Origin of the sequence: Meiothermus sp. Pnk-1, from assembly GCF_003226535.1 — a bacterium.
GTDB lineage: Bacteria > Deinococcota > Deinococci > Deinococcales > Thermaceae > Allomeiothermus.
This window is the reverse complement of record NZ_QKOB01000002.1, coordinates 221,471-244,389: the sequence shown is the minus strand read 5'-3', so window position 1 is coordinate 244,389 and position 22,919 is coordinate 221,471. Positions and strand designations below refer to the sequence as shown.

20 protein-coding genes, 1 tRNA gene and 1 other RNA gene are annotated in these 22,919 nt (G+C 65.2%); 20 read left to right on the top strand and 2 right to left on the bottom strand.

Annotated features, from left to right (window positions below; all coding sequences use genetic code 11):
- Positions 1-11 precede the first annotated feature (11 nt).
- From DNA98_RS03990 to DNA98_RS17745, 5 genes are all read left to right on the top strand, one after another.
- Positions 12-254: a hypothetical protein gene (locus DNA98_RS03990; protein WP_110526063.1), complete on the top strand. Its 243-nt coding sequence runs from the start codon at positions 12-14 to the stop codon at positions 252-254.
- A gap of 137 nt (positions 255-391) precedes the next feature.
- On the top strand, positions 392-2,143 hold the full coding sequence (locus tag DNA98_RS03985) for a phage tail sheath subtilisin-like domain-containing protein (protein ID WP_110526061.1): 1,752 nt from the start codon (positions 392-394) through the stop codon (positions 2,141-2,143).
- A gap of 11 nt (positions 2,144-2,154) precedes the next feature.
- Complete coding sequence (locus tag DNA98_RS03980) at positions 2,155-2,559, top strand: hypothetical protein (RefSeq protein ID WP_110526058.1); 405 nt, start codon at positions 2,155-2,157, stop codon at positions 2,557-2,559.
- Between the two features lie 46 nt (positions 2,560-2,605).
- Positions 2,606-3,118 carry a hypothetical protein gene (locus DNA98_RS03975; RefSeq protein ID WP_110526055.1) on the top strand — a complete coding sequence of 171 codons (513 nt, stop codon included), beginning with the start codon at positions 2,606-2,608 and terminating at the stop codon, positions 3,116-3,118.
- Positions 3,119-3,128: 10 nt separating this feature from the next.
- Positions 3,129-3,293 (top strand): hypothetical protein, encoded by a 165-nt coding sequence (locus tag DNA98_RS17745; RefSeq protein WP_158531598.1) that lies wholly within the window; start codon positions 3,129-3,131, stop codon positions 3,291-3,293.
- Between the two features lie 12 nt (positions 3,294-3,305).
- Here DNA98_RS17745 and DNA98_RS03970 read toward each other — a convergent pair whose 3' ends face one another.
- Positions 3,306-4,502: an RNA-guided endonuclease TnpB family protein gene (locus tag DNA98_RS03970; RefSeq protein WP_199489354.1), complete on the bottom strand. Its 1,197-nt coding sequence runs from the start codon at positions 4,500-4,502 to the stop codon at positions 3,306-3,308.
- An 89-nt stretch (positions 4,503-4,591) separates the two neighbouring features.
- Here DNA98_RS03970 and DNA98_RS03965 point away from each other — a divergent pair, with 89 nt between their 5' ends.
- Positions 4,592-5,005: a hypothetical protein gene (locus DNA98_RS03965; RefSeq protein ID WP_110526050.1), complete on the top strand. Its 414-nt coding sequence runs from the start codon at positions 4,592-4,594 to the stop codon at positions 5,003-5,005.
- A 31-nt stretch (positions 5,006-5,036) separates the two neighbouring features.
- On the top strand, positions 5,037-8,033 hold the full coding sequence (locus tag DNA98_RS03960) for a hypothetical protein (protein ID WP_110526047.1): 2,997 nt from the start codon (positions 5,037-5,039) through the stop codon (positions 8,031-8,033).
- 22 nt (positions 8,034-8,055) lie between these two features.
- Here DNA98_RS03960 and DNA98_RS03955 read toward each other — a convergent pair whose 3' ends face one another.
- Positions 8,056-8,565, bottom strand: a complete 510-nt coding sequence (locus DNA98_RS03955) for a hypothetical protein (RefSeq protein ID WP_110526044.1) — start codon at positions 8,563-8,565, stop codon at positions 8,056-8,058.
- 61 nt (positions 8,566-8,626) lie between these two features.
- On the opposite strand from DNA98_RS03955, the gene DNA98_RS03950 reads away from it, so the two are divergent.
- The 13 genes from DNA98_RS03950 (at position 8,627) to DNA98_RS03890 (ending at position 22,893) form a co-directional block, all read left to right on the top strand.
- Entirely contained in the window at positions 8,627-10,093 is a 1,467-nt protein-coding gene (locus tag DNA98_RS03950; RefSeq protein ID WP_146237976.1) for a hypothetical protein, read from the top strand.
- A 29-nt stretch (positions 10,094-10,122) separates the two neighbouring features.
- Positions 10,123-11,283, top strand: a complete 1,161-nt coding sequence (locus DNA98_RS03945; protein ID WP_110526037.1) for a site-specific DNA-methyltransferase — start codon at positions 10,123-10,125, stop codon at positions 11,281-11,283.
- A gap of 12 nt (positions 11,284-11,295) precedes the next feature.
- A complete protein-coding gene (locus DNA98_RS03940; protein ID WP_110526034.1) occupies positions 11,296-12,285 on the top strand; it encodes a phage baseplate assembly protein V in 990 nt (329 codons plus the stop codon).
- Between the two features lie 196 nt (positions 12,286-12,481).
- Positions 12,482-12,556 (top strand) — tRNA-Ile (locus DNA98_RS03935).
- A 79-nt stretch (positions 12,557-12,635) separates the two neighbouring features.
- Positions 12,636-12,949: a transfer-messenger RNA gene (gene ssrA / locus DNA98_RS03930) on the top strand.
- Positions 12,950-13,011: 62 nt separating this feature from the next.
- Positions 13,012-13,626 (top strand): hypothetical protein, encoded by a 615-nt coding sequence (locus DNA98_RS03925; RefSeq protein WP_110526031.1) that lies wholly within the window; start codon positions 13,012-13,014, stop codon positions 13,624-13,626.
- Between the two features lie 8 nt (positions 13,627-13,634).
- Complete coding sequence (locus DNA98_RS03920; protein ID WP_110526028.1) at positions 13,635-14,243, top strand: hypothetical protein; 609 nt, start codon at positions 13,635-13,637, stop codon at positions 14,241-14,243.
- Positions 14,240-14,824, top strand: a complete 585-nt coding sequence (locus DNA98_RS03915) for a hypothetical protein (protein ID WP_110526025.1) — start codon at positions 14,240-14,242, stop codon at positions 14,822-14,824. The genes DNA98_RS03920 and DNA98_RS03915 overlap by 4 nt, the downstream gene beginning before the upstream one ends.
- Positions 14,825-14,834: 10 nt before the next feature.
- Positions 14,835-15,899: a baseplate J/gp47 family protein gene (locus DNA98_RS03910; protein ID WP_110526022.1), complete on the top strand. Its 1,065-nt coding sequence runs from the start codon at positions 14,835-14,837 to the stop codon at positions 15,897-15,899.
- 10 nt (positions 15,900-15,909) lie between these two features.
- The gene (locus DNA98_RS03905) at positions 15,910-17,889 is read left to right on the top strand and encodes a hypothetical protein (protein WP_110526019.1); all 1,980 of its coding nucleotides are present in this window, start codon (positions 15,910-15,912) and stop codon (positions 17,887-17,889) included.
- Between the two features lie 8 nt (positions 17,890-17,897).
- The gene (locus tag DNA98_RS03900; protein ID WP_110526016.1) at positions 17,898-20,033 is read left to right on the top strand and encodes a hypothetical protein; all 2,136 of its coding nucleotides are present in this window, start codon (positions 17,898-17,900) and stop codon (positions 20,031-20,033) included.
- A 9-nt stretch (positions 20,034-20,042) separates the two neighbouring features.
- Complete coding sequence (locus DNA98_RS03895; protein WP_110526013.1) at positions 20,043-22,217, top strand: hypothetical protein; 2,175 nt, start codon at positions 20,043-20,045, stop codon at positions 22,215-22,217.
- A complete protein-coding gene (locus DNA98_RS03890; protein ID WP_110526010.1) occupies positions 22,210-22,893 on the top strand; it encodes a hypothetical protein in 684 nt (227 codons plus the stop codon). The genes DNA98_RS03895 and DNA98_RS03890 overlap by 8 nt, the downstream gene beginning before the upstream one ends.
- Positions 22,894-22,919: the final 26 nt, after the last annotated feature.

Below are 22,919 nucleotides of genomic sequence, written 5' to 3'. Positions count from 1 at the left end.
GTGAGGTTACCATGGCAAAAAAAGAGGAAAAAACCCCGTCCGCCCTCCCCGACCCGCAGCCTGAACCCACCCCCGCGGCTAGCCCGCGCCGGGTATGCCTGGACGAGTACTGGATCGCGGCCAGCCGCGCCGGGTTCGACCGCTTGGCCTATGCCGGGATGAAGGCGCTCTATGGAGATCCCACCCTGCGCTTTACCCACGAGGAGTGGGCGGTCCGCCTCGAGCGGATGCTGCGTAGCGAGGTACGGGTCTGATTCTGAGGGATGGACCCCTCTAGGCTTGAGGTGTCGGCTGGCAGACCCGACCACAACCCCTGGGGCGAAAACCCCAGGGGCCGCGCTTTGGCAATTCTGACCCCCCAGGGGGCGCAGGTTTAGGGTAGGAGGTGCTAATGGCTTCTGATTTTGGTTTTGACCTGGACGGGAAAGAGGTGGTGATCCCCGGGGCCTACGCGCGCAACACGGTGGACGCCTTCACCCGGCGGCGCAACCCGATATTGCGCCGTTTGGCGATCCTCGCTCCCGCCTTTGGCGGTAAACCCCAGGCCTTTACCGCGCTTTCCAGCCCCGCTCAGGCCGCGCAACTGCTCAAGGACGGGCCGGGGCTGGATCTGGCTGATCTGGCGTTCAAAGGAGGGGTAGGCGAGATCCTCTTCTACCGGATCAACGCCGCGGTGGCAGCGACGGCGAGCTTTGGGGACCTCACCGTCACCGCCCGGCCCGAGTTTGCGGGGCTGTTTGGCAACAATATCCGCATCCGGCGCGATACCCCCAGCGACTCCAACGCGCGCCTGCTGACCGTGGAGTATCCCGGCGACGGCCTGGGGGCGGAGGTCAGCCCCCCGCTTGGCCCCGCACTCGAGATCACCTATACCGGCATCGGCGCTTCCCCTTCGGTTTCGGTTTCTACCACCGCCGGGCAGAAAACCCTCTCCCTTACCGGCGACACCCCCGCCGAGAACCACAGCCTTCCCCTGGGGGGGGTGGGGGCCAAAACCTTTGCCGAGCTGGCCGCCCTGATCAACGGTTTCTCCGGTTGGACCGCTAAGGTGCTGTACGAGCATGATCGCTACAACCCCGGCGACCTGCCGGATGGGCCGCTCACCCTTACCGCCAACAAAACGGTTCTCAACCTGGGGGTAAAAGCCCAGGCGGCCTGGCTGGCCGCGAGCCGTTACGTGAGCGGTACCGCGGGCACCGGCAGCGAAAGCAATACCGATGCGGGCTGGGTCTACCTCTCAGGGGGGAGCGAAGGTCCGGCGGTGACCACGACCGACTACCAGGCGGGTTTTTCCGCGCTCGAGAACCAGGACGTGCAGGCCGTGGTGGTAGGCACCACCGATCCCGCCGTACACGCCATGGGGGCTGCCCACGCCGACGCCATGAGCCATCCCAAAGCGCGCAAGGAGCGGGTGTTTTTCTGCGGCCCAGCCCTGGCTTCTACGCTCTCCCAAAGCATCACCGATGCTCTTTCCCTGTCCACCGCGCTCTCGAGCGAGAACGCCGTGGTGGTGCCCACCCCTTCCCTGCGCCGCAACCCCCGCAGCGGAATTCTCGAGACGCTAGGACCCAACTTTACCGCCGCGCTGGTAGCGGGGATGTGGTGCGGCCTCAAGCCCAACCAGAGCCTCACCTATGCCGTAGCGCCGGTGCTGGGGCTGGGCTTCGAGTACAAGGATGAGCACATTGAGGCTTTGCTCAAGGGCGGGACCACCCCCCTGTTTTACGACCTCGAGGACGCCGCGTACCGCATCGCCCAGGGGGTCACCACCACCCGCGAGCGCAACAACAGTATGCGCCGCCTGCTCTCGGGCGTGGGCATCCGGGCCTACCTGAACCGGGGGATCCGCCAGGCCACCAAGAAGTTCGTGGGCACCTCCGGCGATGCCACCACCGTGGAGAGCATCCTGAACGCGGTCAAGGGCTTCTTGCAGCGCGAGGCGGACCCCAATAACCGCGAGGGGGTACTCACCCCTGGGGTAGACGCCAACGGGGTACCCCACGCCGGATTCCGCAATGTGCAGGCCGTTTTCGACACCGCATCCAACCTCGTGGGCATCACCTTTGAGGCGTTTACTCGGGGCGAGATCGGCTACATTCTGGCCAGCGCGTCGCTCGAGCCGACCAAAATTGTTGCTAGCTAAGGAGGACGAGAATGGCAACCGAGAAAGGCTCTCAGGTTTGGCACGCCAACACCGCGATCATCCGCTTCGACGGGGAAGACGTGGGATTCGTGCAGAACTTGCAGGTACAGGACGACTCGGGGGCGGATGCGGTGTACCAGGTGGGCACCGGCGAGCCCATCGAGATCAACCACAACCGTTACAGCTATAGCGTCACCATCGGCAAGCTGACCCTGCGGCAAAACGCGCCCAAGTTCCAGTTCGCCATGAGCAAATTGGGCCAGTTCCCCCCGGTAGACATCGAGGCCATCGACCGCGACTACGGCACCCGCTTCGTGGTGCGCGGGGCCGAACCGGTCAACCGTTCGCTCTCCATCAACATGAACCAGCGCACCGCCGAGAACGTGAGGATGATGGCGCTAGGGGTAGACTCTTAGCCGCGCTTACCCCTCGAGGCCTCCACCCTAGGGGTGGAGGTTTTGCATGTCTGCTGAACGCACCCTTGCTCCCAAGCCCGATCTGCCCAGCAATCCCCAGGCCGCCGGGCCGCATTTCGTGTTGAGCGAAGCGCTCAACCCCGAACTCAACGGGCCGTTTACCTTCCGCTATCCCGACGCCTTTGAAGAGGTGATGATCGGGGCCCGCATGGCTGAACTGGCCGCCGCGGGACGGGCCACCCCTATCAATCCCGACCAGCTCCCCACCCGGGCGCGCAATTTCCTGCGGGCCATCGCCACCCTCGAGTACGTGATCGAAACCGCCCCTAAGGGCTGGTACTCCGACGTGGGGGGGCGCCCGGTGCTCGAGCCGGGCCGCATCGGTGCGGGCGATACCGATGTAGTGCTCACGGTATTCGTGGGCTATTTGGAGTGGGCCGGGCGATTTCGCGCAGCACTGGCACGACCCCAAGACCCTCAAGGCGCTGCTGCCAACCTACCGGGCCAGCAAGCTAGCGGGGGTGCCCTTTTTGGGCAAGAGCCGCCTGAGTCCGCCTGAGGCGTTAGCCGTGTTGCGCCTGGAAAGCCTCAGCCGCGGCGAGGGGGACCCGGTAGCAGCGGATGAGGAACAGCGGGCCATGGCCGAGCGCTTTGCGGGTCTGGATGCCTGGGACAACGCCCTGCCCGGAGGGCGGGGCTACGACGGGCCACGCGGCCAGGCGAGGTATGGGTAAACCACCCCACGGCTAAAGCCGGGGGCTTTCCGAGAGGAGACGATGCAGAGAAGACACCCTCAGAATCCGGGCCGGTTTACAGCGGCCCATGCCCATCGAGCCTGCTCTTTGGGCGACGATCCCCTGCGGCCCTGCACGCAAGGCGATGTTGTGCGCGGCCACCCAGTCGGCGTTGTGCTGGAAACCGCAAGCGGTGCAGCGGAAAAGGGCCTGGCTTTTACGGTTCTCCCTGGCGGTATGCCCGCAGCGGGGACACTCCTGGCTGGTGTGCCGGGGGTCTACCGCCACCACCCGCACCCCCCTCAGCGCGGCCTTGTACTCCAGCAGGGAGCGGAAGCGGGCGTAGGGCCACAGGTGGTGCAGGTGTCTTGCTTCCTTGCCCCGCCGGGTAGTGCGCCCCCGCAACCCGTTCAGGTCCTCGACGGCGAGGGTGTCGCCGGGGTCGAGGCTGTCTACAATCCGCTTGGTCAGGGTATGCAGGGTGTGGTTCACGAAACGGGCTTCCCTTCCCGTAAGCCGTTCCCAGAGGCGCTGTACGCCTCTGGTGCGTTCGGAAGGGCGGTCCAGCTTGGATCGGACCTCGGCCCGCTTCGCCCGGTAGTGCAGACGTTTCCCCTTCAGGGAACCTCCGGAAAACTGCACCCCGGTGGAGAGGGTGGCCAGGGCCTTCTGCCCCAAATCAACACCCACCACCCTCCCGCCACCTGGGGGCAGGGTGGGGGTTTCCACCCGGAGGGAGAGGTGGATGTACCACTTGCCCCTCGGCCCTTTGGTCAGCACCCCGCCCTGCACACTCTTGGCCCGCTTCAACATCCCCCGCTGGTAGTTGCCCAGCTTCATCGGGATGAGCATCCGACCCGCGACGGTGGTCAGCGAGACCGCCTCGCCCCGCAAGGACAGGGTGCGCTGGTCGAAGGCGCAGGAGGTGGGCTGGTAGAACTTGGCCCGGCTCCCTTTCTTTTTGCCCACACGGGCAATCGCCTGCACCGCGAGGTTAGCCGAGAGCCCCATCGCCCGGAGGTCGCGGTAGACCAGGCGGTGCAGCTTGAACCTACGGAACTCCCCGTGCTCCTTAGCCACCCGCAGGGCGTGGTTGCAGCCCTCGGCAAACAACCGCACCGTGGCCTCCAGCGCCGCCGCCTGTTCGGGGGTGGGCTTGAGAGTGCAGCGGAGGGTAAGGGTCTGCATAAGCAAAGTATAACATATCATGCGAAAGGAGGAGCGGCGCTCCCCTGCTATCGCAGGGACTTCGTCAACCCCATGCCTGAAGGCAGGGGTCTCCGCGCCGCGAGGTATGGATGAATCCCGCGGCTTTTATCGCCCTGGCCCAGAAGCACCTACCGGATCTGGTGCGCAAATACCATCTTGCGGAGTGGTGGCTCGAGGTTGAGGTGGTGCCGCCGTCCAAACTCTCCGACCCCGAGCGAGCAGCGGAGTGCGACATGCGCGAAGAGTATCGCACCGCGACGCTCCGCTTCAGCCGTACGGCCATCCAGCGAGCGAGTCCTGAGCTAGCCCTTTCCTACCTCGAGCACGAGGTGCAGCACGTCACCGGGTGGTGGCTACAGGCTCTCGAGCGGCTGGTACTCAAGGCCCTCGAGGAGGATTCCGTACAGCAGGCTTTGATCCAGCACGAGTTCTTGCGCGCCCACGAACTCTACCGTGGGGTCCTCGGGCGGCTGACCCAGGCCGGGAACAACTGGGAGCTATAGCGATACCCCTGCCGCTGGCTAGCATAGCGCCATGGCGGACGTTGAGCTGCGCATCAAGGCTCTGCTCCAGGCGGAGGGGGCTACCGAGGCTGCACGGCAGATCCATGAGGTATCGGATGCCGTGCAGGAATATCTGGCCGTGGCTGAGGCCCAGGAGGCCGCGACCCGCGAGCGGCTAGGGGGCAGCTTTGAGGCCATTGCCCAGGAGGCCGCGCGGTCCTCTCAGACGCTACAGCAGATGCGCGTGGACCTGGCCCGCCAAGCCCTGGAGGCCGGGGATTTCTCTGCCGCCGGGCGCTACCTGGCCCAGGCCAGGCTCGAGGGCGAGCCGCTGCACCTCATCAACCGGGTAGGGACCAAGCTGCTCCACGCCCGCCGCGCTCAATCGCCCGACCCCGAAGAGGATCTGGAAGAGCCCCGTTACACCGACCCCCGCAACGCCCGCCGGGCCGGGCGATTTGAAACCCTGCTCGAGCGCACCCGACTCAACATCGGCACCGGGCGCATTCAGCAGGCCAGCCAGAATCTGAGGGAAGCCGAGCTGGTGCTCGAGGAGATGCGCCGTCAGGAAAAAAACACTGAGGCCATCGAGAAAAACACCAAGGCCCTGGAAGAGCACCGGCAGGCCCTCAAGAACGCCCAGCAAACCACCGAAACCCCCGGCGCGGGGCCGGGCGGGATCGACCTGGAAGGCATGATCGACATGCTCACCAAACGCGGCATCGGCACCGGGCTGGGGGGGCTGGGCGGTCTAGGCGGATTCATCTCCAGCGTGGCCCGCTTTTTGGGGCCGGTTGGCACCGCCCTGGCGGCAGGGGCCGCGGTGGCGGGGTTGGGCAACCTGGCCTTTAGCGCCGCTTCCAACCTAGCCAGAGCGGGGCGGGATGAGGGAGAGTTCTTCCTCAACCTGAACCGCCGGATGGGGCAGGACGGACTGATCTATGAAGAGTTCTTGAACGCCGGGCGGGTACCGGGGTTGGCCTACGCCTCCACCCGCCGCGAGCTAGCCCAACTCGGATACAACGCCCGCGAAGCGGGGGAGTTTGCCGCCGAGTATGGCATTCCCCAGGCGGGGGCGGGGTTATTCCGGGACACCCTGGCCGGGCTACGCCTGGCCCGTTACACCGGGATGGACCCCGGCCAGGTGGCTAGCCTGTTGCAGGCCGGGGTACGGGCCGACGTGACCGGCCCCGGATCGGCGGAATACCTCAGCCGCATCCTGTTTAGCGCGGTGCGGGAGGGAACCAAGGAGGGGGTATCCGCCTCCGAGACCTTTGCCGCGATGAACCGTTATCTCGAGGGCCTGACCTCCCGCGGCATCACCGGGGATTTGACCTCGACGGCAGCCATGGCCCTATACCTGGACCGGCTGAACGAAACCGGGAATCGCGGGCTGATGGGCGAGGCCGGAGCGCGGCAGCTCTCCGGGTTACTGGGGGGGCTGGCCAATACCTCTGCGGGCGGGATGGACCTGGTGGTGATGGACGCCCTGATGCAGAACCTGGGCAACCTCAGCGCCGGGGCGGTGGGGCTCGAGGGCGGCGCCGCCCGGCAATACGAGCGCCTGCGCAAAAGCGATCCCTATGCGGCAGCCCGAATGCTGCAAGAGCGGGTGCAGACCGGGAACCCGGCCATCCTGCGTACCTTGGGGCGCAGCTTGCAAGCCGCGCTGGGAAACAACCCCACCCTCGAGGCCGAGATCTTCTCGCAAATGGGCCTATCGCGGGAGGCGATAGCGGAGATTGAGGGCCGGTATGGCAGCGTGGGGGCCTTCCTGAGCAGCGCTAGCGATGCCGAGATCAAGCGTTTCACCGCCCAGGCACCCACCGACAGCGCGGTAGGCGGCGAGGCCAAGCGGCTAGGGCTGGCCGCTGAGTTACAGCGCTACCAGGAAGGGGAACTCGAGCGGATCAAGGCCCTCACCGCATCCCTGCAGGATCTGGATCTCGTGGTGCGCCAGCACCTGCTCGAGGGGTTTGACCGGCTTTACAACATGTCGCGCGCGGCGGCGGATGGCCTGGGAATGCTCAGCCCCGAACGGGTGCGGGCGATATTGCGGGGGGATATTGCCGAAACGCCAGCAATGCCTTCGGGGCAGATCAAAACCCCCGAAGAGGCCCGCGTGGCAACCGCTGTTGCTGCCCCCGGGGCAACCAAAGCACTCTCCCCGGACACCGGACCGGGCACGGTGATGGGAGACGCCCCTCTGCAGAACTACCAGATGCCCACCGGGGGAACCCTCATGGAGGCCATGGGGGCCACGCAGATCACCATGGATCCCGGGGGCACCTACCCCGAGAGTACCCTGGCCGAAATCCGCCGCCAGCACGGGGGAAAGCTGCCTTCCTGGGCCACCCTTCCCCATAACGGGGTGGACCTGCGCATCGGTAAGCCGGGGGTGAGTGACCCGGTATATAGCCCGTTCCCCCGGGGCACCAAGGTCAAGCGAATCATCCGCGATCAGCCCTGGCAAAAGCATGGCACCATCGACCTCGAACTGGAAACCCCCGAGGGACAGGCCTTTATCCTGCGCCACCTCACCCCCGAGGCCCGCAGCGGTCTCAAAGAGGGACTGCTGTTACCCCAGGGATATTTGCTGGGATACGAGGGCAATGAGGGGGATGGCGTTCACGTGCATTTAGAGGCGGTTGGGGTAGATAGCCGCAATACCCAGGAGTTCTCCAAGGCCATCCAGAAGCTGGGTTTCAAAGCGGTGGGCAACCGGGGCTACGCCAGCGGCGGATACACCGGCGACGGTCATCCGCTCGACCCGGCGGGGATCGTACACCGGGGGGAGTTCGTGGTCAACGAGGCCGCGACCCGCATGTTCCGGCCTCAGCTCGAGGCCATCAACGCCGGGATGAGCGGCGGTACCGTAGCCGAGAAACAGGTGGTGATCCCCATTTTCGTGCCGGGGGACGACAATCCTCAGGCTCGAGCGCTGGCCGATCTGTTGAATGATGCCTTACGCAAATACAAAGCCGAGCATCTAAGCCCCTTCAACGAGGGGCAGCGGCGGGGGCGGTAGAGGGGGTTTGAGCCTCCATCCATCAACCTTGGCCGTCCGGCCAGGCGATCAAGCACAGATAGGTGACTTCCCTCCCTAGCGGTTCCATGATTAGGAGGCTCACCGGATCACCGCGGGGAGAGACCCAAAACTCAGCAGCCGCGCCTAATCTCATCAACATTGCCTCGAGCGGATCGAACGGGGCGAGTGGGGCAGTTTGCAGGTCTTGCTTAAACCCTCGCGCTTTGAGCGCCGCTTGGAGCTTGCCTTTGGGGTCGCTGGTAACAGCCTGGGTGGGGCTCTCGTAGATCACCTGCAAGCACCCTTGCCACAACGGTTGGGGCTCGGTCCGATAGCCCAGATGGCGGGCGATGCGCGGAAGCGCATCCCGATACGCGGTTTCCCACACCGACTCGAGGTCCCCGGGCTTGGAGAAGTCGTAGAAGTTCAGGGCCCCTACCTCGGCCTGGAGCTGCTGCCAGTCGGGGGCCCGCGCTGACGTCCTGCATCCCACAAGAGCCAGGAGAAGGAGCAACGCAAGGCGTACGGTCATCGCCCACAAAGATAGCATGGTCATAGGCCACCGACCCCTCAACCGTCACACGATGGCTCTGATGCGGGCCACGCAGTCGGAAATCCTCGTGAAAATCCACCGCGCCGACGGGTCAACCCTCGACGTGAGCGACCTGTTGGTGCAGTACTCGGACAACCACCCGGTAAACGGTATCCCCATCTTTAGCCTGGCCCTACCTTTACGCTACGGCAAGGCGCCTTTCGTAGAAACCATCCGCACCGGCGATATCGTAGAGGTGGCTTTTCTGGCTCAACCCGACCCCAACCGGGGGGCCCGCTATTACACGGCCATGGTAGGGGTTATCCGGGAGTTGGGCCAGCAACAAGCCATGACCCAGAACAGCCTCAAGCAATTGACGGTAATCTCCGGCCAGCATTTGGCGGGATGGCTAGGCAACGAAACGATCAACTACTACCTGGCCGCGGTGATGCGGGGGAGGCTCGAGACGTTGCTAGGTGCGGAGGGGGTGTATCGGCAATTTCTTTCCGGGGTGCTCCGGGCGGGGGGGCTCGACGAGGCCGCCCACCTCTTCCTACAACAGATCGCCTTCGAGGTCATTGGGATTAAGCGCCCTCAGGGGGATATCTCCAAATTGCTGGGCTACCGGCTCAAGAGCCTGGCCGGGCGGGGAGCCTTCTACGCCACCTGGGGCAACTATCAGGGAACGGCCTGGGGGATCCTCGATGCCTACTCGGACAAGCCGCTGCATGAACTCTATGCCACCACCCTCCCCCTCGAGGAGTTCAAGCAGCTCGACGGCTACAAGAACACCCCGGTGACCTGGGGAGAGGATAAAGCCGTGCCGCTGCTGATGCTGCGGCCCAGCCCCTTCCCCTACGCCCTACCGGGAGGCGGGGGGACGCTAGGGGACTGGCCCCGGTTGCCCCTGCACGACCTAACCCAGGAGTATTTACTGCTCGAAAGCAGCGAGGACCACACCGCTGATTATTCCGATAAAGAGGTCTATACCGCTTTTTTCGTAAACGCCGCGGCGTTATCGGTATCGGAAACGTTTGCCAAGACCTACTCCCCGCCGGTGGTGAGCATCCCCAAATATCAACGCTACGGCTACCGCCCCCTGACCTGGCAGACCGTGCTGTGGCAAAACACCGCTAAAGAATCGGCGCCGGAGTTTTTTCGCTCCCTCAATTGGCGCATCGCCGGGCAGTGGAATCGCATGGATGAGTACGCCGGGGCCAATTTCAGCATTCGCTTAGCGCCGTGGATCAAGCCGGGGAGCCGAGTGCGCTACTACAACCAGTTGGGGGACCACCAATCCAAGATGGAAGGGTATGTGGAATCCGTAGCGCACACCTTCGTACCCGGCGGGGTGCGCAAAACCGCCTTGCGGATAATCCGGGCCTTGCCGGTTGCCACCTACCAGACCCCTGCATTTTTCGCCTGGGGGTTGAGCGAGATCAAGCCCCTCAAGGACTTGTTGTTGCCGGTAGCCAACGTGCAGCTCGAGGAAACCCGCGACCGCAGCCGCATCGACCCCAGCCCATAACATCTATTACTATGTAGTATAGTAAGCGTATGGAGGCCCAACCCTATCACCTCATCCTCGGGAATGCGCTCGAGGTATTGCCCCGCCTTGCCGCGAACTCGGTGGACTGCTGCATTACCAGCCCCCCCTATTGGGGCTTGCGCGACTACGGTACCGCCCGCTGGGAGGGGGGCGACCCCGAGTGCGATCATCGGCCAGACAGCACCCCCGGGCGGCGCGGCCTGGCCAGCAGTACCCTGGCCGGGGGCAAGTCCCACACCGGCCATCAACAAGAAGGGTTTGCCGGGGTTTGCCCGCGCTGTGGGGCGGTGCGCGTGGATGAGCAGATCGGGCTCGAGGGCACCCTCGAGGAATACGTGAGCAAGCTGACCGCCGTGTTTGAGGAAGTGCGGCGGGTGCTGAAGCCGCAAGGAACCCTATGGCTCAACCTGGGAGATTCCTACGGCACCGGCGCTGGCCCCCAAAGCGCCAAAAGCACCCTGCGGGGCAACGGCCATATCGGCAGTAACAACCGCTATTTGCTTAGCCTGCCCCAGATTGCCCCCCGGGCGCGGCCATTGCCAGCCAAAAACCTGCTGGGCATTCCCTGGCGGGTGGCTTTTGCTCTGCAAGACGCGGGGTGGATTCTACGGCAGGATATCATCTGGCACAAACTCAATCCGCTACCCGAGAGCGTTACCGACCGCTGCACCAAAGCGCACGAGTACATTTTCCTCTTCGCCAAGGAGCCCCGCTATTACTTTGACCAGCGGGCTATACAAGAGCCCGCCAGCGGGCAATCCCCGGGGAACCGACACCACCGTTACACCGAGGCCTATCGGGATGGCCAGGAACACCATCGCACCAAAGGCGGGCTGGTGGACTATGCCCAGCGGATGCGCACCCTCGAGCCATCCGAGGGGAAGATCTTCCGCAACCGGCGCTCAGTGTGGAGTATGGTCTCCCAACCCTTTTCGGGTACCCATTTTGCGGTGATGCCGCTGAGCTTGGCCGAGATGATGGTGCTAGCTGGCTGTCCAGCGGGGGGCGTGGTGCTCGACCCCTTCAGTGGGGCAGGAACCACCGGACTGGCCGCGCTCAAGCATGGGAGGCGCTATCTGGGGATCGAACTCAATCCCCGCTACCTCGAGCTGAGCCGGGAGCGGCTCACCCCTATCGCAGAGCAGCCCCTCTTGCTAGCTGGGGACTAGTACACTGCGGCTATGCTCAAAGGTATCCACCTAGCCCAGGTCATCGCCATCCACCCCGGCACCGCCCAGGACTCCCCCACCGATACCGCCCCCTACGCGGCCACCCTCAGCGTGCTGCTCTCCAACCTGATGATGATGGGGGGGACCGATGAGGCCCCCCGCTTCCGGGTGCGGATGCTCACCCCAGGGGCGGGGCCTAGCGCGGGGCGCTATAGCCTCCCCCGGGTGGGGGATTGGGGCCTGGTGGCCTTCACCGAAAACGACGGGGAGTCGGGTTTCTGGCTAGGCTCGATCCCCGACGACTTACGCCACGCCGCCCCCGAGGAGCTTTGGCGCAAGGATCCCTACGCCGAGGTCTGGCAGCACATCAGCGACTTCTACCAGATCACCCACGGGGATGGCACCCAGGAGACGGTTTGGCCCGATGGCACGCTGCTCAAGGTGACCACCCGCAAGGACGGCGCCCCCGGAAACCCCAGCCTGCGCGCCGCCAAGACTCCCCGCAAGGTGCGCCGCAAGAAGGCGGGGGGCAGCGGGTTTGAGAGCCAGCGGGTGGATTATCCCTTTCAGGCCGAACCTCCGGTAGACATCGTGCTCAAGCACTCGAGCGGGGCTGAGGTCAGGATCAGCGCGGATGGCAGCTTCTTTCTTTCCAGCCCGCGCGGGCACACCCTGCGCCTATTCGACGACGACGAGAAAGGCCGCGACCGTGACGGCCATATCACCACCCCGGGCAACGCCGGAGCGGACAGCGCAATCGTGCTCGAGGCCGCGGGGGGAGCCCGCATCAAGCTGCAGGAAAACCCGGTCAAAATCGTGATCGAGGCGGCCCAGGTGGAACTCGGGGAAGGGGCCTCGCAGGGGGTAGCCCGCTTGGGGGATACGGTTGAGGTGACGGTGCCCCCAGGGACCTTTTGGGTCAACCAGAACGTCCCCAACCCGGTCCCGGTGGTGCTCAGCGGAACCATCAAGTCGGGCTCGAGCAAGGTCAAGGCTAAATAGCTTGCACGGTTTTGATAACTATGTGATAATAACCCCACGCGGTGGAACTAGCGCCGCCGCGTTCGGTCTAGCACTACCCCGCCGAGGGGGTATCTCGGAAACGGGACGCCGCGGGTTCTATCCCCGCACCCGAACAGGGTCTACCGCTGGGCCTGGGTAGCGGCCCTCTGCTCGAGTGCGTCAAGCTCGAGCCCGTTGCGGGGAAGGCAACCGGGTAGCCGCGTGGCTCATAACCACGAGACGCTGGGTTCGACTCCCAGCCCCGCAACCATCGCCTGTCCTGTGGGACTCTCCTCGGGTGGCTCAAGCCCTGGGTGGTGGACGCGCTTGCCGGGGTTTCCCCGGCCTATGGGGTCGGTCCAGGTTCGACAGGCTTCCAAAACCGCGCGGAGCAGGCCGCAGCGCCCGTGGCTGCGTTACCAACGGGCAAACCGATAAGCGCCAAGCCTTCGGTAATCCCATACCCCTCCTTGCCCCCCATGCTTCGCATGGTCGCCTAGGAGGAATCGCCCGGAGAGTGCCCGAGTAGTATCCGGGGGATCAAAACTCGGGGGCCCCTGAGGGCCAGGCCACACCGAACCAACCTCCTGTGCCAAACAAAGCCTGTATAGCGCCGCGCGTGGAGGGAGCTTGGACGGGGGTGCAACTCCCCCCGACTCCACCACAACCACACCCCCGCCCTTTGGGCGGGGTTCTTTTACCCCAGCCGCACTTCACACTACGCGCATGGGCGATATATTGCTGCGCCTGCTCGAGCCCGATGGCCGACTCCACCCCTGCCCCGCTTCGAGGTTGGGGGCCAAGGGGATGTGGGTATTTCCCATCGGGGTGCAGAGCTTCACCGAGGAAGTCCCGGGCCGGGTGCAGTCGCTCGAGGTTCCCCCCCATCCCCAGACCGGCAAGTACGGGGTAATCGTGGATACCGCCGGGCTCTCCACCCCCCGCTTTCGCCTGGAGGTAACCTTCGGCAACCGGGGCCGAACTATCAACGGGGTGTCCTATAGCGCCCAGGAGATTCACGACGATCTGCGGGCCTTTCTGACCTACTACTTCGACGAGCGCTCCCGCCGCACCCGCAACCGCCAACCGCTCATCGAGATGGCCTATAGCGATTTTTACCAGAACCGGCATTGGATCGTAGTACCCGATTCCGCTGCTACCAAGCGCATGACCGCGCAGGAGCCCACCCGCCCCAGGCTTTCGCTGCTGCTGACCGGGGTGCGGCCCATCAATCGCCCGGCCCGCCCCGCCAACCCCGTAGCCGAGCGGCTAAAGCCGCAGGGAGGGGCTAGCGCCGCCCTCGAGCTGGCTAACCTCTGCCCACTCGATGGCCGCGCATAGGAGGCGCTATGGACTGGAACGCTTACCACGCCGCCCACCTCACCCTTTCCGCCGGGGATAACCAAGCTTTTGTGGCATCGGCCCGGGCCATTCGCGCGGACGCTGAGGCCAGCTTCGCCGTACGGGCCTCGCTGAACTTGCGCGCATCCGCGGGGGTCGTCTCGGGATTTGGCGCCGCTTTGCAAAGCCAGTTGTCTGCCGCGACCCAGGCGAGCCTGGGGGGCTACGCTGGCATCCTCAACGGTCTCGCCGGAACCCTGGCAGCATCCGTTGAACTCACCCCGGAGGGCCCGCGCTTCAAAACCCACGCCAACCTGCAGGCCAAGCTCAAAACCCTCGTGCAGTTCGCCCCCCCAGGACCGCTACAGGACGTTGTTGCGGGGCTCGAGGCGGGCCTCTTGCTCAGTTATGCCGATGGCCGCTGGGTGAGCGTTCGCCCCCACCTCGAGGTCCTGGCTAGCCTCACCCGGCGCTTGGTGGGTAGCGGCGGCAGCCCCAACGACTGGCCCCTCCGGGTGGCGGCGGTGGCCGCGTTGCGCGGGTTGCGGTCCATCGATAGCCACAAAGAAACCCAGGCCCTGCTGACCCTGGATTGGGCCGCCCGGATAGCGCTATGAGATACTACGAGATCAAAAGCCACGACCGGCTCGAGCTGCTGGCCTACCGGCTGTTGGGGGACGTGCGCCAATGGCGGGAATTGGCCGAACTCAACCGTCTCGATCCCCCCTATATAGCCGATGACCCCACCCCCTTCCAGGCTTCCGGCCTGCGGGTGATGGGCCCCGGAGATCTGCTCGCTTATCCCGGGGATACGCCCGAACCGCCGCCGGTTAGCCCCTATGAGGCCGACGCGGAGGCCTACGGGCGGGATCTGCGCCTGGAGGGGGGGTACGTAGTGCCCCAGGGCGGCTCGTTGGCCCTGGTGGTAGGCAAAGAGAATCTGCTAGCCGCCCTCATCCGGCGGCTGAATACCGGCATAGGCGGGCTACCTGCCCATCCCGATTCCTACGGAACGCGCTTTCGGGAGTACCTGGGGATCCTAGGCGGCGCCCAGGAAACCGAGCTGATCCGGCTCGAGGCCGAGGCCACCCTCTTGCAAGACCGCCGGGTGGAGCAGGCCGACGTTGCGGCTACCGGGGCCGAGAACGCCGTGAGGCTGGATGTCCGCGTGACCCCCATTGACCCCTCGAGCGGGTAATCCTGGGCGCATGGCTGAGGCCTACACCTTCAAAAGCTTGGATGAATCCCTGTGGGAGATGCTGGCGCTGTGGTGGGGCCGTACCGGAATAGAGCCGGATACCGAGCCGGGGAGCGTGCTGCGCACGCTCTTCGAAGCGGTGGCCTTTCAGGTTGAGGACCTGACCTACCGCTTTGATCGTCAGGCGGAAGCGGCTATCGCTCGGGCGGCCTTCACCGCGTTCAACTTTCAGCCGCGCCAGGCCACCCAGGCCCAGACCCTGCTCCGCTTTCGGCGCCCGGTGCCCCAGCCCGCCCCGCTGCGGATCCCCAAGGGCTTCCGGGTAGCGCGGTTTGACGGGGTGGAGTACGAAACCCTGGTAGAGGGGGCTATTGCCGCCGGACAGGTGTTGGCGGACATCCCGGCCATCGCGGTTGAGCCGGGGGAAAACGGCAATTGCCCGGCGGGAGCCATCATTGTTCCGCGCAGCCCCCTACCGGGCCTGGAAGGGGTCAGCAACCCCCAGCCCGCCACCGGGGGATCGGACGCGGAGACCCTCGAGCAGCAGCAAGCGCGCTTCGCCCGTTACATCGCTACGCTGCAGGGGGGAACCCTGGCCGGGCTCGAGGCCGCCGCGCTCTTGGCAGAAAGCCCCGACGGAGAGCGCATCACCCAGGCGCTAGTACTCGATCCGGTGGTAGACCCGTCGATCCCCGCGGGCACAGTCTATCTGTATGTAGACAACGGCACCGCGAGCGTTACCCCGGCTATGCTGACCTATCTGCGCAACACCCTCGATGCCGGGCGGCCCGCGGGGATTGACCTGCGGGTGCTGGCCGCGCAGCCCATCGCGGTCAACGTGACCTTTTCCCTGCGGGGCACCCCCGCCGCGCTCGAGGCCGCCAAGAGCGCCGCACAAAGCTATATCAAAAACCTGGGCATCGGAGAAAAAGTCTCCCGGGAAAACCTCATCACTGCCCTTACCATCGCCCATCCCGACATACGCGAAGTGGATCTGACCGATCCCGCCGGGGACGAGATGATCCCGATGGGCTATCGTGCGGTATTAGGCACCCTGAGCGGAGCCCTGCAGTAGCGAGGTAGCCATGGCGCAGTACTCCAAATACGTCCCCGCCCCCTGGAAAATGAACGCCGCCGATACCTACGGCGACCCCGCCGAGGTGCTGGTAGACCGGCTGCACGAAGCCGCCGCGGCGGTGGGGCTACAAAACTCGTTTTTCCCCGCCAGCGCAGACCTGGATAACGGCAGTCCCAACCTGCTCGATTGGGGCGACCACAATCTCTGGCTTGCCACCGAGGGCTACCGGGGAGAGACCCGCAACTACACCGGCTCGTTCGTGTATACCGAGGGCCACATGTACAACTGGAAGCCGGTACGGTTTACCGCCGGGTCGCTGCTGGTGCGCAACGTCGGTCAGACCAGCGACCTCCCCACCGGAGTAACCCGCCCCGCCTGGTATCAGGGCGGCAGCATTGACCTTAGCGGCAACCACGGCTCTAACGACTCGTGGAATGCGATCTACTTCCGACTCAAGCCCAACACCACCTACACCTATAGCTTCTACGCCAAGAAACTCAGCAGCGGGGCAGTGCAGGTACGGGTGGGGACGGGCAACGGCTTCTCCGATCCCACCCAGACTCAGGGGTCCAACCTCGTCAACGTCAGCCTCGACGACATCGCCCTGCCCGTGGGGGGATGGACCCGCCTGGCCTACACCTTCACCACCGACGCCAGCGGCTACATCGTGATCTACCTGGGGGGCTGGAGCGCCTGGACCAACGGCTGCGCCCTGCGCCTGGCCTACCCTCAACTCGAGGAAGGTTCCGCCGCCACCCCCTGGGCCCCGCCGCGCTACTGGAAATACCATCCCCTGCCCCAGCCCATCGCCCTGGACGACACCATCAACGACAGCAACTACGCCGCGCTATTCGGCCTGACCCTGCCGGGCAGCGCGCTGGTCTTGCGGATCGACGTGCGGCCCGATTGGAGCCTAACCAGCGGCACCGCGCCGCGCTTCACGCGCATGTGGGGCACCGACCCCGCCAGCGACGAAACCGTCACCCGCCGCCTCTACCGCAACAACGACTGGTATCAGCGCCACCCGCTATGGGAACTGAGCCACCTGTATCTCCCCTACCTCGGTCAGGAGGCGTGGGGGGTGCTCCGCTACAACAACGGCAACAGCTACCGGATGGTGGGGTCTATCCAGGGGGTGTGGCTGCGTCACGGGGCGGTGGGGGGGCTGCTGGAGGCGGACTCCTCAAGCCTCTCCGGCCCCGGCCACCGCAAGCTGTTGGCCTGGCGGCTGACCGATACCGGGTCCAACAAGGTACGCCTGAAGATGGCGAGCGTGCCTGGGGATGCCGCGTTTCTGCCCCAAGGGACGGTGGACCTGCGCTACGCCCGGCAGGCCGGGACGGGCACCACCTACGACAACACCCAGGACGCGGTTTCTTCCAACGTCTGGTTCGGGATCAGCGCGATACAGGGGGTGGCGAGCCTGAACCTGGACAAAACCGCCGACCTGTTCATCGACGCCGTGGGGAACGCCCAGGGGCTGTGCCTCAATTTCTTCCAGAACAACCAGTACGCCACCCCGGTAGTCGTGGGGGACTTCCTCAACCCCCCGGCGACCGCCGACGACGGCAGCAAGTTTGCCCGCTGGGGGATGATGGTGCCCAACCAGTACGTGGGCTATGAAATCTGCTCGAGCGGCCCCCTGGCCGTCCCCTACTGGCCGGGGTGGGGGGACCACTTTCATGGCCCCTGCGGCTGGAACAACTCCGGTTCTGCCGGCGAGCCCCCGGTGCCCTTCTTCGAGGTGGCCCTGGGCACCCGCTTCCTGGGCCGACCCAATCTGTCTCCGCTGTGGGCGGTGCGCTCGGATGGGACGGCGGCCAACCGCGGCCAGATGGCAAACCTTTACCTGGCCCGCAACGGCGCCTTCCCCGGCAACCCTGGGGATAGCTGGTTGGCCCCCGACGGCACCCGCTACTACCTGGCCCATAAGTCCCCGCAGTACAGCGGATATGCCGAAACCTACCTGCTCTTGGTCAAACCCTAGGAGTCCCCATGAAATACTCCACCGCGCTCAACCCCCCCTTTACCATCGGCCAGGTCTCCGATCTGGTCAAAACCGCCTTTGACGCCCTGGGCTGGGGCACCGGCAAGGTCAACATCCAGGGCGGCTACCGCTTCACCGCTCAACAGGCCGCCGATGCTGCGGCGGCCCCGATTCAGGTCAAGCCGGATGGGACGGTGGTAGCCCCAGCCTCGATCCCCAACCTCACCAGCTGTACCTGGGTAGATAATTTCAGCGGCAAAAACCTGGTTTACCCCAGCAAAAACACCTATTACCGCTGGCCATTGTTGTTCTGGTTGCCCGGCCTGAAAGCCTTTCGCATTCGCTTCACCCCCCTCTACCGACCCGCTGGGGGCAGCAGCGGGAACTTCTCGGATATCGATTTCAGGGTGGTGGAGGCTACCTACAACAACAACCCCACCAACGTCAGCAACCAGGGCCGGGCGGCCAGCCTCAACGACTCCGCCTGGGGCAGCACCTACACCGTGGGGCAGCAGTACGTGACCAAGTGGTCCCACGGCTCAGGGGGAGCCTTTAGCGATAGCGCTCAGATCGCCACCGCCGCGCTGGTCTTCTGTCAGAACGTAGTGCTCAGGATTGACGCCCTGGAGTACCTGGTGGACGAGAACGTATTTGGGGTGCAGAGCCCCAACCTCGACGGGCCGGTACACGAGTTCCTCTTTCTCGACGGCTCGGGCGCGGCCTACGCCTGTATGCGCCCCATCCCGGTCAAAAACGGCTATCAGCCGCGGGTGCTGCTGATGCCCCCGCTGCTGCTATACGACAACTCCCTGAGCAACCCACAAAGCCGTCGGTTGGTGCGCCTGAGCAGCTTCCTCTTCAACTATTACCGCGACGATACGCTGAGCGACGCCGGGCTGTGCAACGACACCCTACCCACCTTTGCCGTGCTGAAAAACTACAGCTATGGCTCGACGCTCAACCTCTTCGCGGCCAACAATGCCGACTACCGGGGATTTTTCCTGCGCATTACCCAGTCCGGGAAAACTACCATCGCCCTGGCCTCGGATCGGGTCAGCAAAAGCCTCTTCCCTACCAACCCGCTCACCATCCCCGAACGGATGGAGCGGGTGCGCCCGTTCACCGACCCCTCGCCCATTAGCGATGAAACCGCGCTCGAGCGGGTGGGCTGGTTGCTGCGGGTAGAAGGCCAGGCCCGCACCCTGAGCGGGGTGCGAATAGACGGCCTGTACTACCCCGGTACCGCGACCTACACCCTCGCCCTGTACGCGGTGCAGAAATCCGGCTCGAGCCTGGTGTATAGCAGCAAGGTGGCCGATCTGCCCCTGGTGGGCGACAATGCCAACGGCTACGGCAGCGCTTCGGGGTCCTTCAACCTCTCCCTGGCCCCGGGCTATTACCTGCTGGTGCCCCCGGCGTTACCCCACGGCATGGGCGACCGCTTCCCGGTCTCCCAGCATCCTCTCAGCAGCGGGGTGCGCCTGCTGGGGCCGGTGATCTGCCGCGACCTCTCCGGTAGCAGCGGGTGGACGCCCGGGTCCACGGTCCTCAACCTCGATGCCAGCAACCTGAGCCTGGCGGGGAACAACGCCGCCTTGCACGGCTCGACCTGGCTGAGCCTGGACTTCCTCAACATGGACACCCCGACCGCCTCCACCGGGGTGTTTGCCGAGGGCACGGCGTTTGTCTCGTTCTCCCCCGCCTCCGATGGGGGTGCCAATAACCTCGATTACGACCTGCTGGCGCTGGACAACAACAGCACCGGGGCGCAGGGGTACGGCCTGTACGGAGCGGCGCTGCCCTTCGGGTTGAGCCGGGCGCTATCGAGCGTGGAGCCGGGGGCGATATGGCAAATCTCCCCCCTGCCGGGGTGGATGGCGGGGCAGCGGAGCTACTATCTGTCCCAGATCAACCCGGTGGTGGAGTTCGCCTCGGACGTGACCAGCCCCTTTGCGGCCTGGATTGATCGCCCCTACCGCAGCCCGCTGCCGCTGTCTACCCTCAGGGTGCGCTCGGAGGCCAGCGTGCCCTCGGGGGGTTCCTACGTCAACCCCGACACCTCCGAGGATCTGGTCTTTTCCCGGCATTTTTCCGATCCTCGAGCCAACTATCAGCGCAGCCTGTGCTTCCGCCTGACCCCCTAAGGAGGAACCATGCCGTTGTGGACTCCCAACCTGAGCGAAAGCGACCTGCTCGCCACCCGGGGCTACCTCGGCTTCACCTACCTGCGGGGGATGTTCTGGAACGCCAGCGGGGGGACGCTGCTCGAGAGCACCCCGCGCCCCTTCCACCTGGCCTGGCGCAACCTGCGCACCGACCAGCCCAACCCCCTGGCTTCGGGGTTCGGGGCCATCCCGGTATCGGCTACCCTCTACCAACAGACCGCGCTGTACAAAGCCCTGTCCATCCGCGCGGGGCTGGTGCAGGCCCTCGAGCCCACCGTGCTCTCCCTGGACGTATCCCCGGTGGATAGCGCTACCTCGGTGGCTACCGTGACCCTCGACAAGCCGGGGTCTATCAGCCTCTTCGTCAAGCGCCTTACGGGCGGGGTTGAGGCCGGGCTCATCGCCGCCGCCGACGGGGCGGCAGGGGGCAGCGCCAAGACGCGCACCCTGCAATTCCCCCGCCAGAGCGGCACCTACCGGGTCATCGTGCGGGCCGGGATGACCCGCTACGCCCGCGACTATAGCGGGGACTCCCCCATCAGCGCCCTCACCACCTACGCCTCGAGCCAGGACGCATCCATCAAGGACGACTACCCCAAGGGGGTGAGCGATGGCCGAAGGGCCTTTGCCGAGGCCATCTACCCCCTGGCCAGCCCCTACGGTTTCGACGCCGCGGGGGTGCTGGCCGGGGCGGGCTGGGACACCGACGCTACCCGGCAGGCCATGGTGCAGAGCGTGGCCAACAGCAGCTCGATAGCCGCGTCCAAGACCTTCCTCAACGCCCTGGTCGGGCAGGGAGCCCCGCCCTACAACGCCTCTAGCACCGACCCCAACTACTACACCGGGCTGGCCGTTTCCTACGCCCAGGCGGTCTACCAGCAGGGCGGGGTGGGGGCCTATAAGAGCGTGTACAACCAGTACCCGGCCTTCACCTACAACACCTCGAGCCAGGACGGAGGCTACCTGGACGGGCTCAAGGGGGCATTCGTGGCTAAAATCCAGCAGGATGCCGATGCCGCCGGATACAACCGGGCCTACGGCGAGGTCTACGCCGCTGCCCGCGATGCGGAGATCGTGGGCGGGGTGCCGGAGGGCCAGACCGCCTTCCCCCTCGCCACCCCCCCCGGCCAGGCCAGCGGGGTCAGCCGCCACCTCTACGATGCCGGATTCCTCAAAGCCGCCCAGGAAATCTACGACCTGGCCCTCAGCGACGGCTTTGATTGGCGCGTGCGGGTCAATCCCTCGTTGAGCCTGGGGCAGACCGGGGTCAAGACCCAATACCGCGACCTCAAAACGGACTTCAAATCCGCCGTGCAGGCGGTGGCTAAGAGCGACGGGCTGAAGGCGTTTTTGGAGGCCATCCGCACCCAGTACGCATTCAGCTACGACTACAACAACAGCGCAAACCGCAGCAACCAGGACTACACCACCTACCTGGTCTCCTTGCGGGATGGGGCCATCCAGACCGTCTACGACACCGGGCGGGTGGGCAGTTACCGGGATCTGTACGACGCCGGAGCGACTTTCGGCTTCACCTATAACCCCGCCCAGAGCGCGGCGAACCTGGCCGCGCTCAAGGATGCCTTTTTGACCACGGTCTACTCCTATGGGATCGTGGCTACCTTGCAGGAACTCTACGACCTGGCGGCCTCGACCTACTTCAACACCCTCACCAACTACCCCAGCGTGCGCGACCCCAGCTTTGTGCAGCGCGCCGCCTACCTCAACCCCAAGGCGGCCACGCTGCGCAACCTGAAGGGCGATTACTTCACCCGCGTCTACGAAAGCGGGGTGATCTACGTCTACCGCGAGCGCATGTATCCGCTAGCCGAGCCCTATGGCTTCACCTTTGACCGCAGCCAGATCGTGGCTAGCTACTACTCCAGCAAGGAGCCGGAGTTCATCGAGGCCTTGCGGCAGGGGTACGGCACGGCCCGCATCATCCCGCCGGTCACCTGGGTGTATGACGCCCAGCGGGGAGGGATCGTGGTCAATCTGCGGCTCAATAAGCCCGCCCGGGCCTACCTATGGCTGACCCAGGACGGCGCTACCATCTCCCCGGTAGTGGTCACCGGGCCCGCCGCTACTACCCACGAGGTGGTGATCCCGGCTAATCCGGGCCTGGGAAATGTGGTAGTGGAGATCGAGGTTTCCAATGGCTGACCATTTTTCGTTCACCGCGTTTGTCCCCACCGCCGAGCCCCCGCCGAGCATCCCCGCCGGGGGCGGGGAGCGATTCTTGCTTCCCCGCTGGTTTAAGCGAGACGGGATCAATGCCCATCTGTTGCAAATCCTGTGGGATGCCCTGCAAAGCACCGATCCCGAAGGAGCGGTGGTCACTACCGACGTTGAACGCGCGGTCGGACGCTGGCTGGATGTACACGCCGCGCTCTATGGCATCCCCGCCCGCGACTACCGCGAGGACGACGCGGCCTTTTTACGGCGTATCCTCGCGGAATTGCGGATTGCCAAGACCACCCCTGTGGGCATTGAGCAGGCCATCGCCCAGGTTTTCCCCGGCACCACCGCCCTGGTCTACGATTGGACCACCGCAGAAAGCCGTGCGGGCCTGACCCTGCGCCGCTGGAACGGAGCGCTGCATTTCGACGGCAGCGCGCGCTTCAATCCCGGCGGCCCCTATGAGTACACCCCCTATTACCGCGGGGTGCTCATTGTGCGCCTGAGCGGGGGGCCGTATCAGCTCGAGCGGGTGAAAGCCCTGGTAAATCGTTTCCGCTCGGCGGGGGTGGTTCCGATCTACGAGATCAGCGGGCAACCCAGCGCGGTGTATCTCGATGGTACCCGGGTTATCAACGGATCCTGGACCATAGGGGGCTGACCCCCTACCCCTGCTAGGGTAGACCT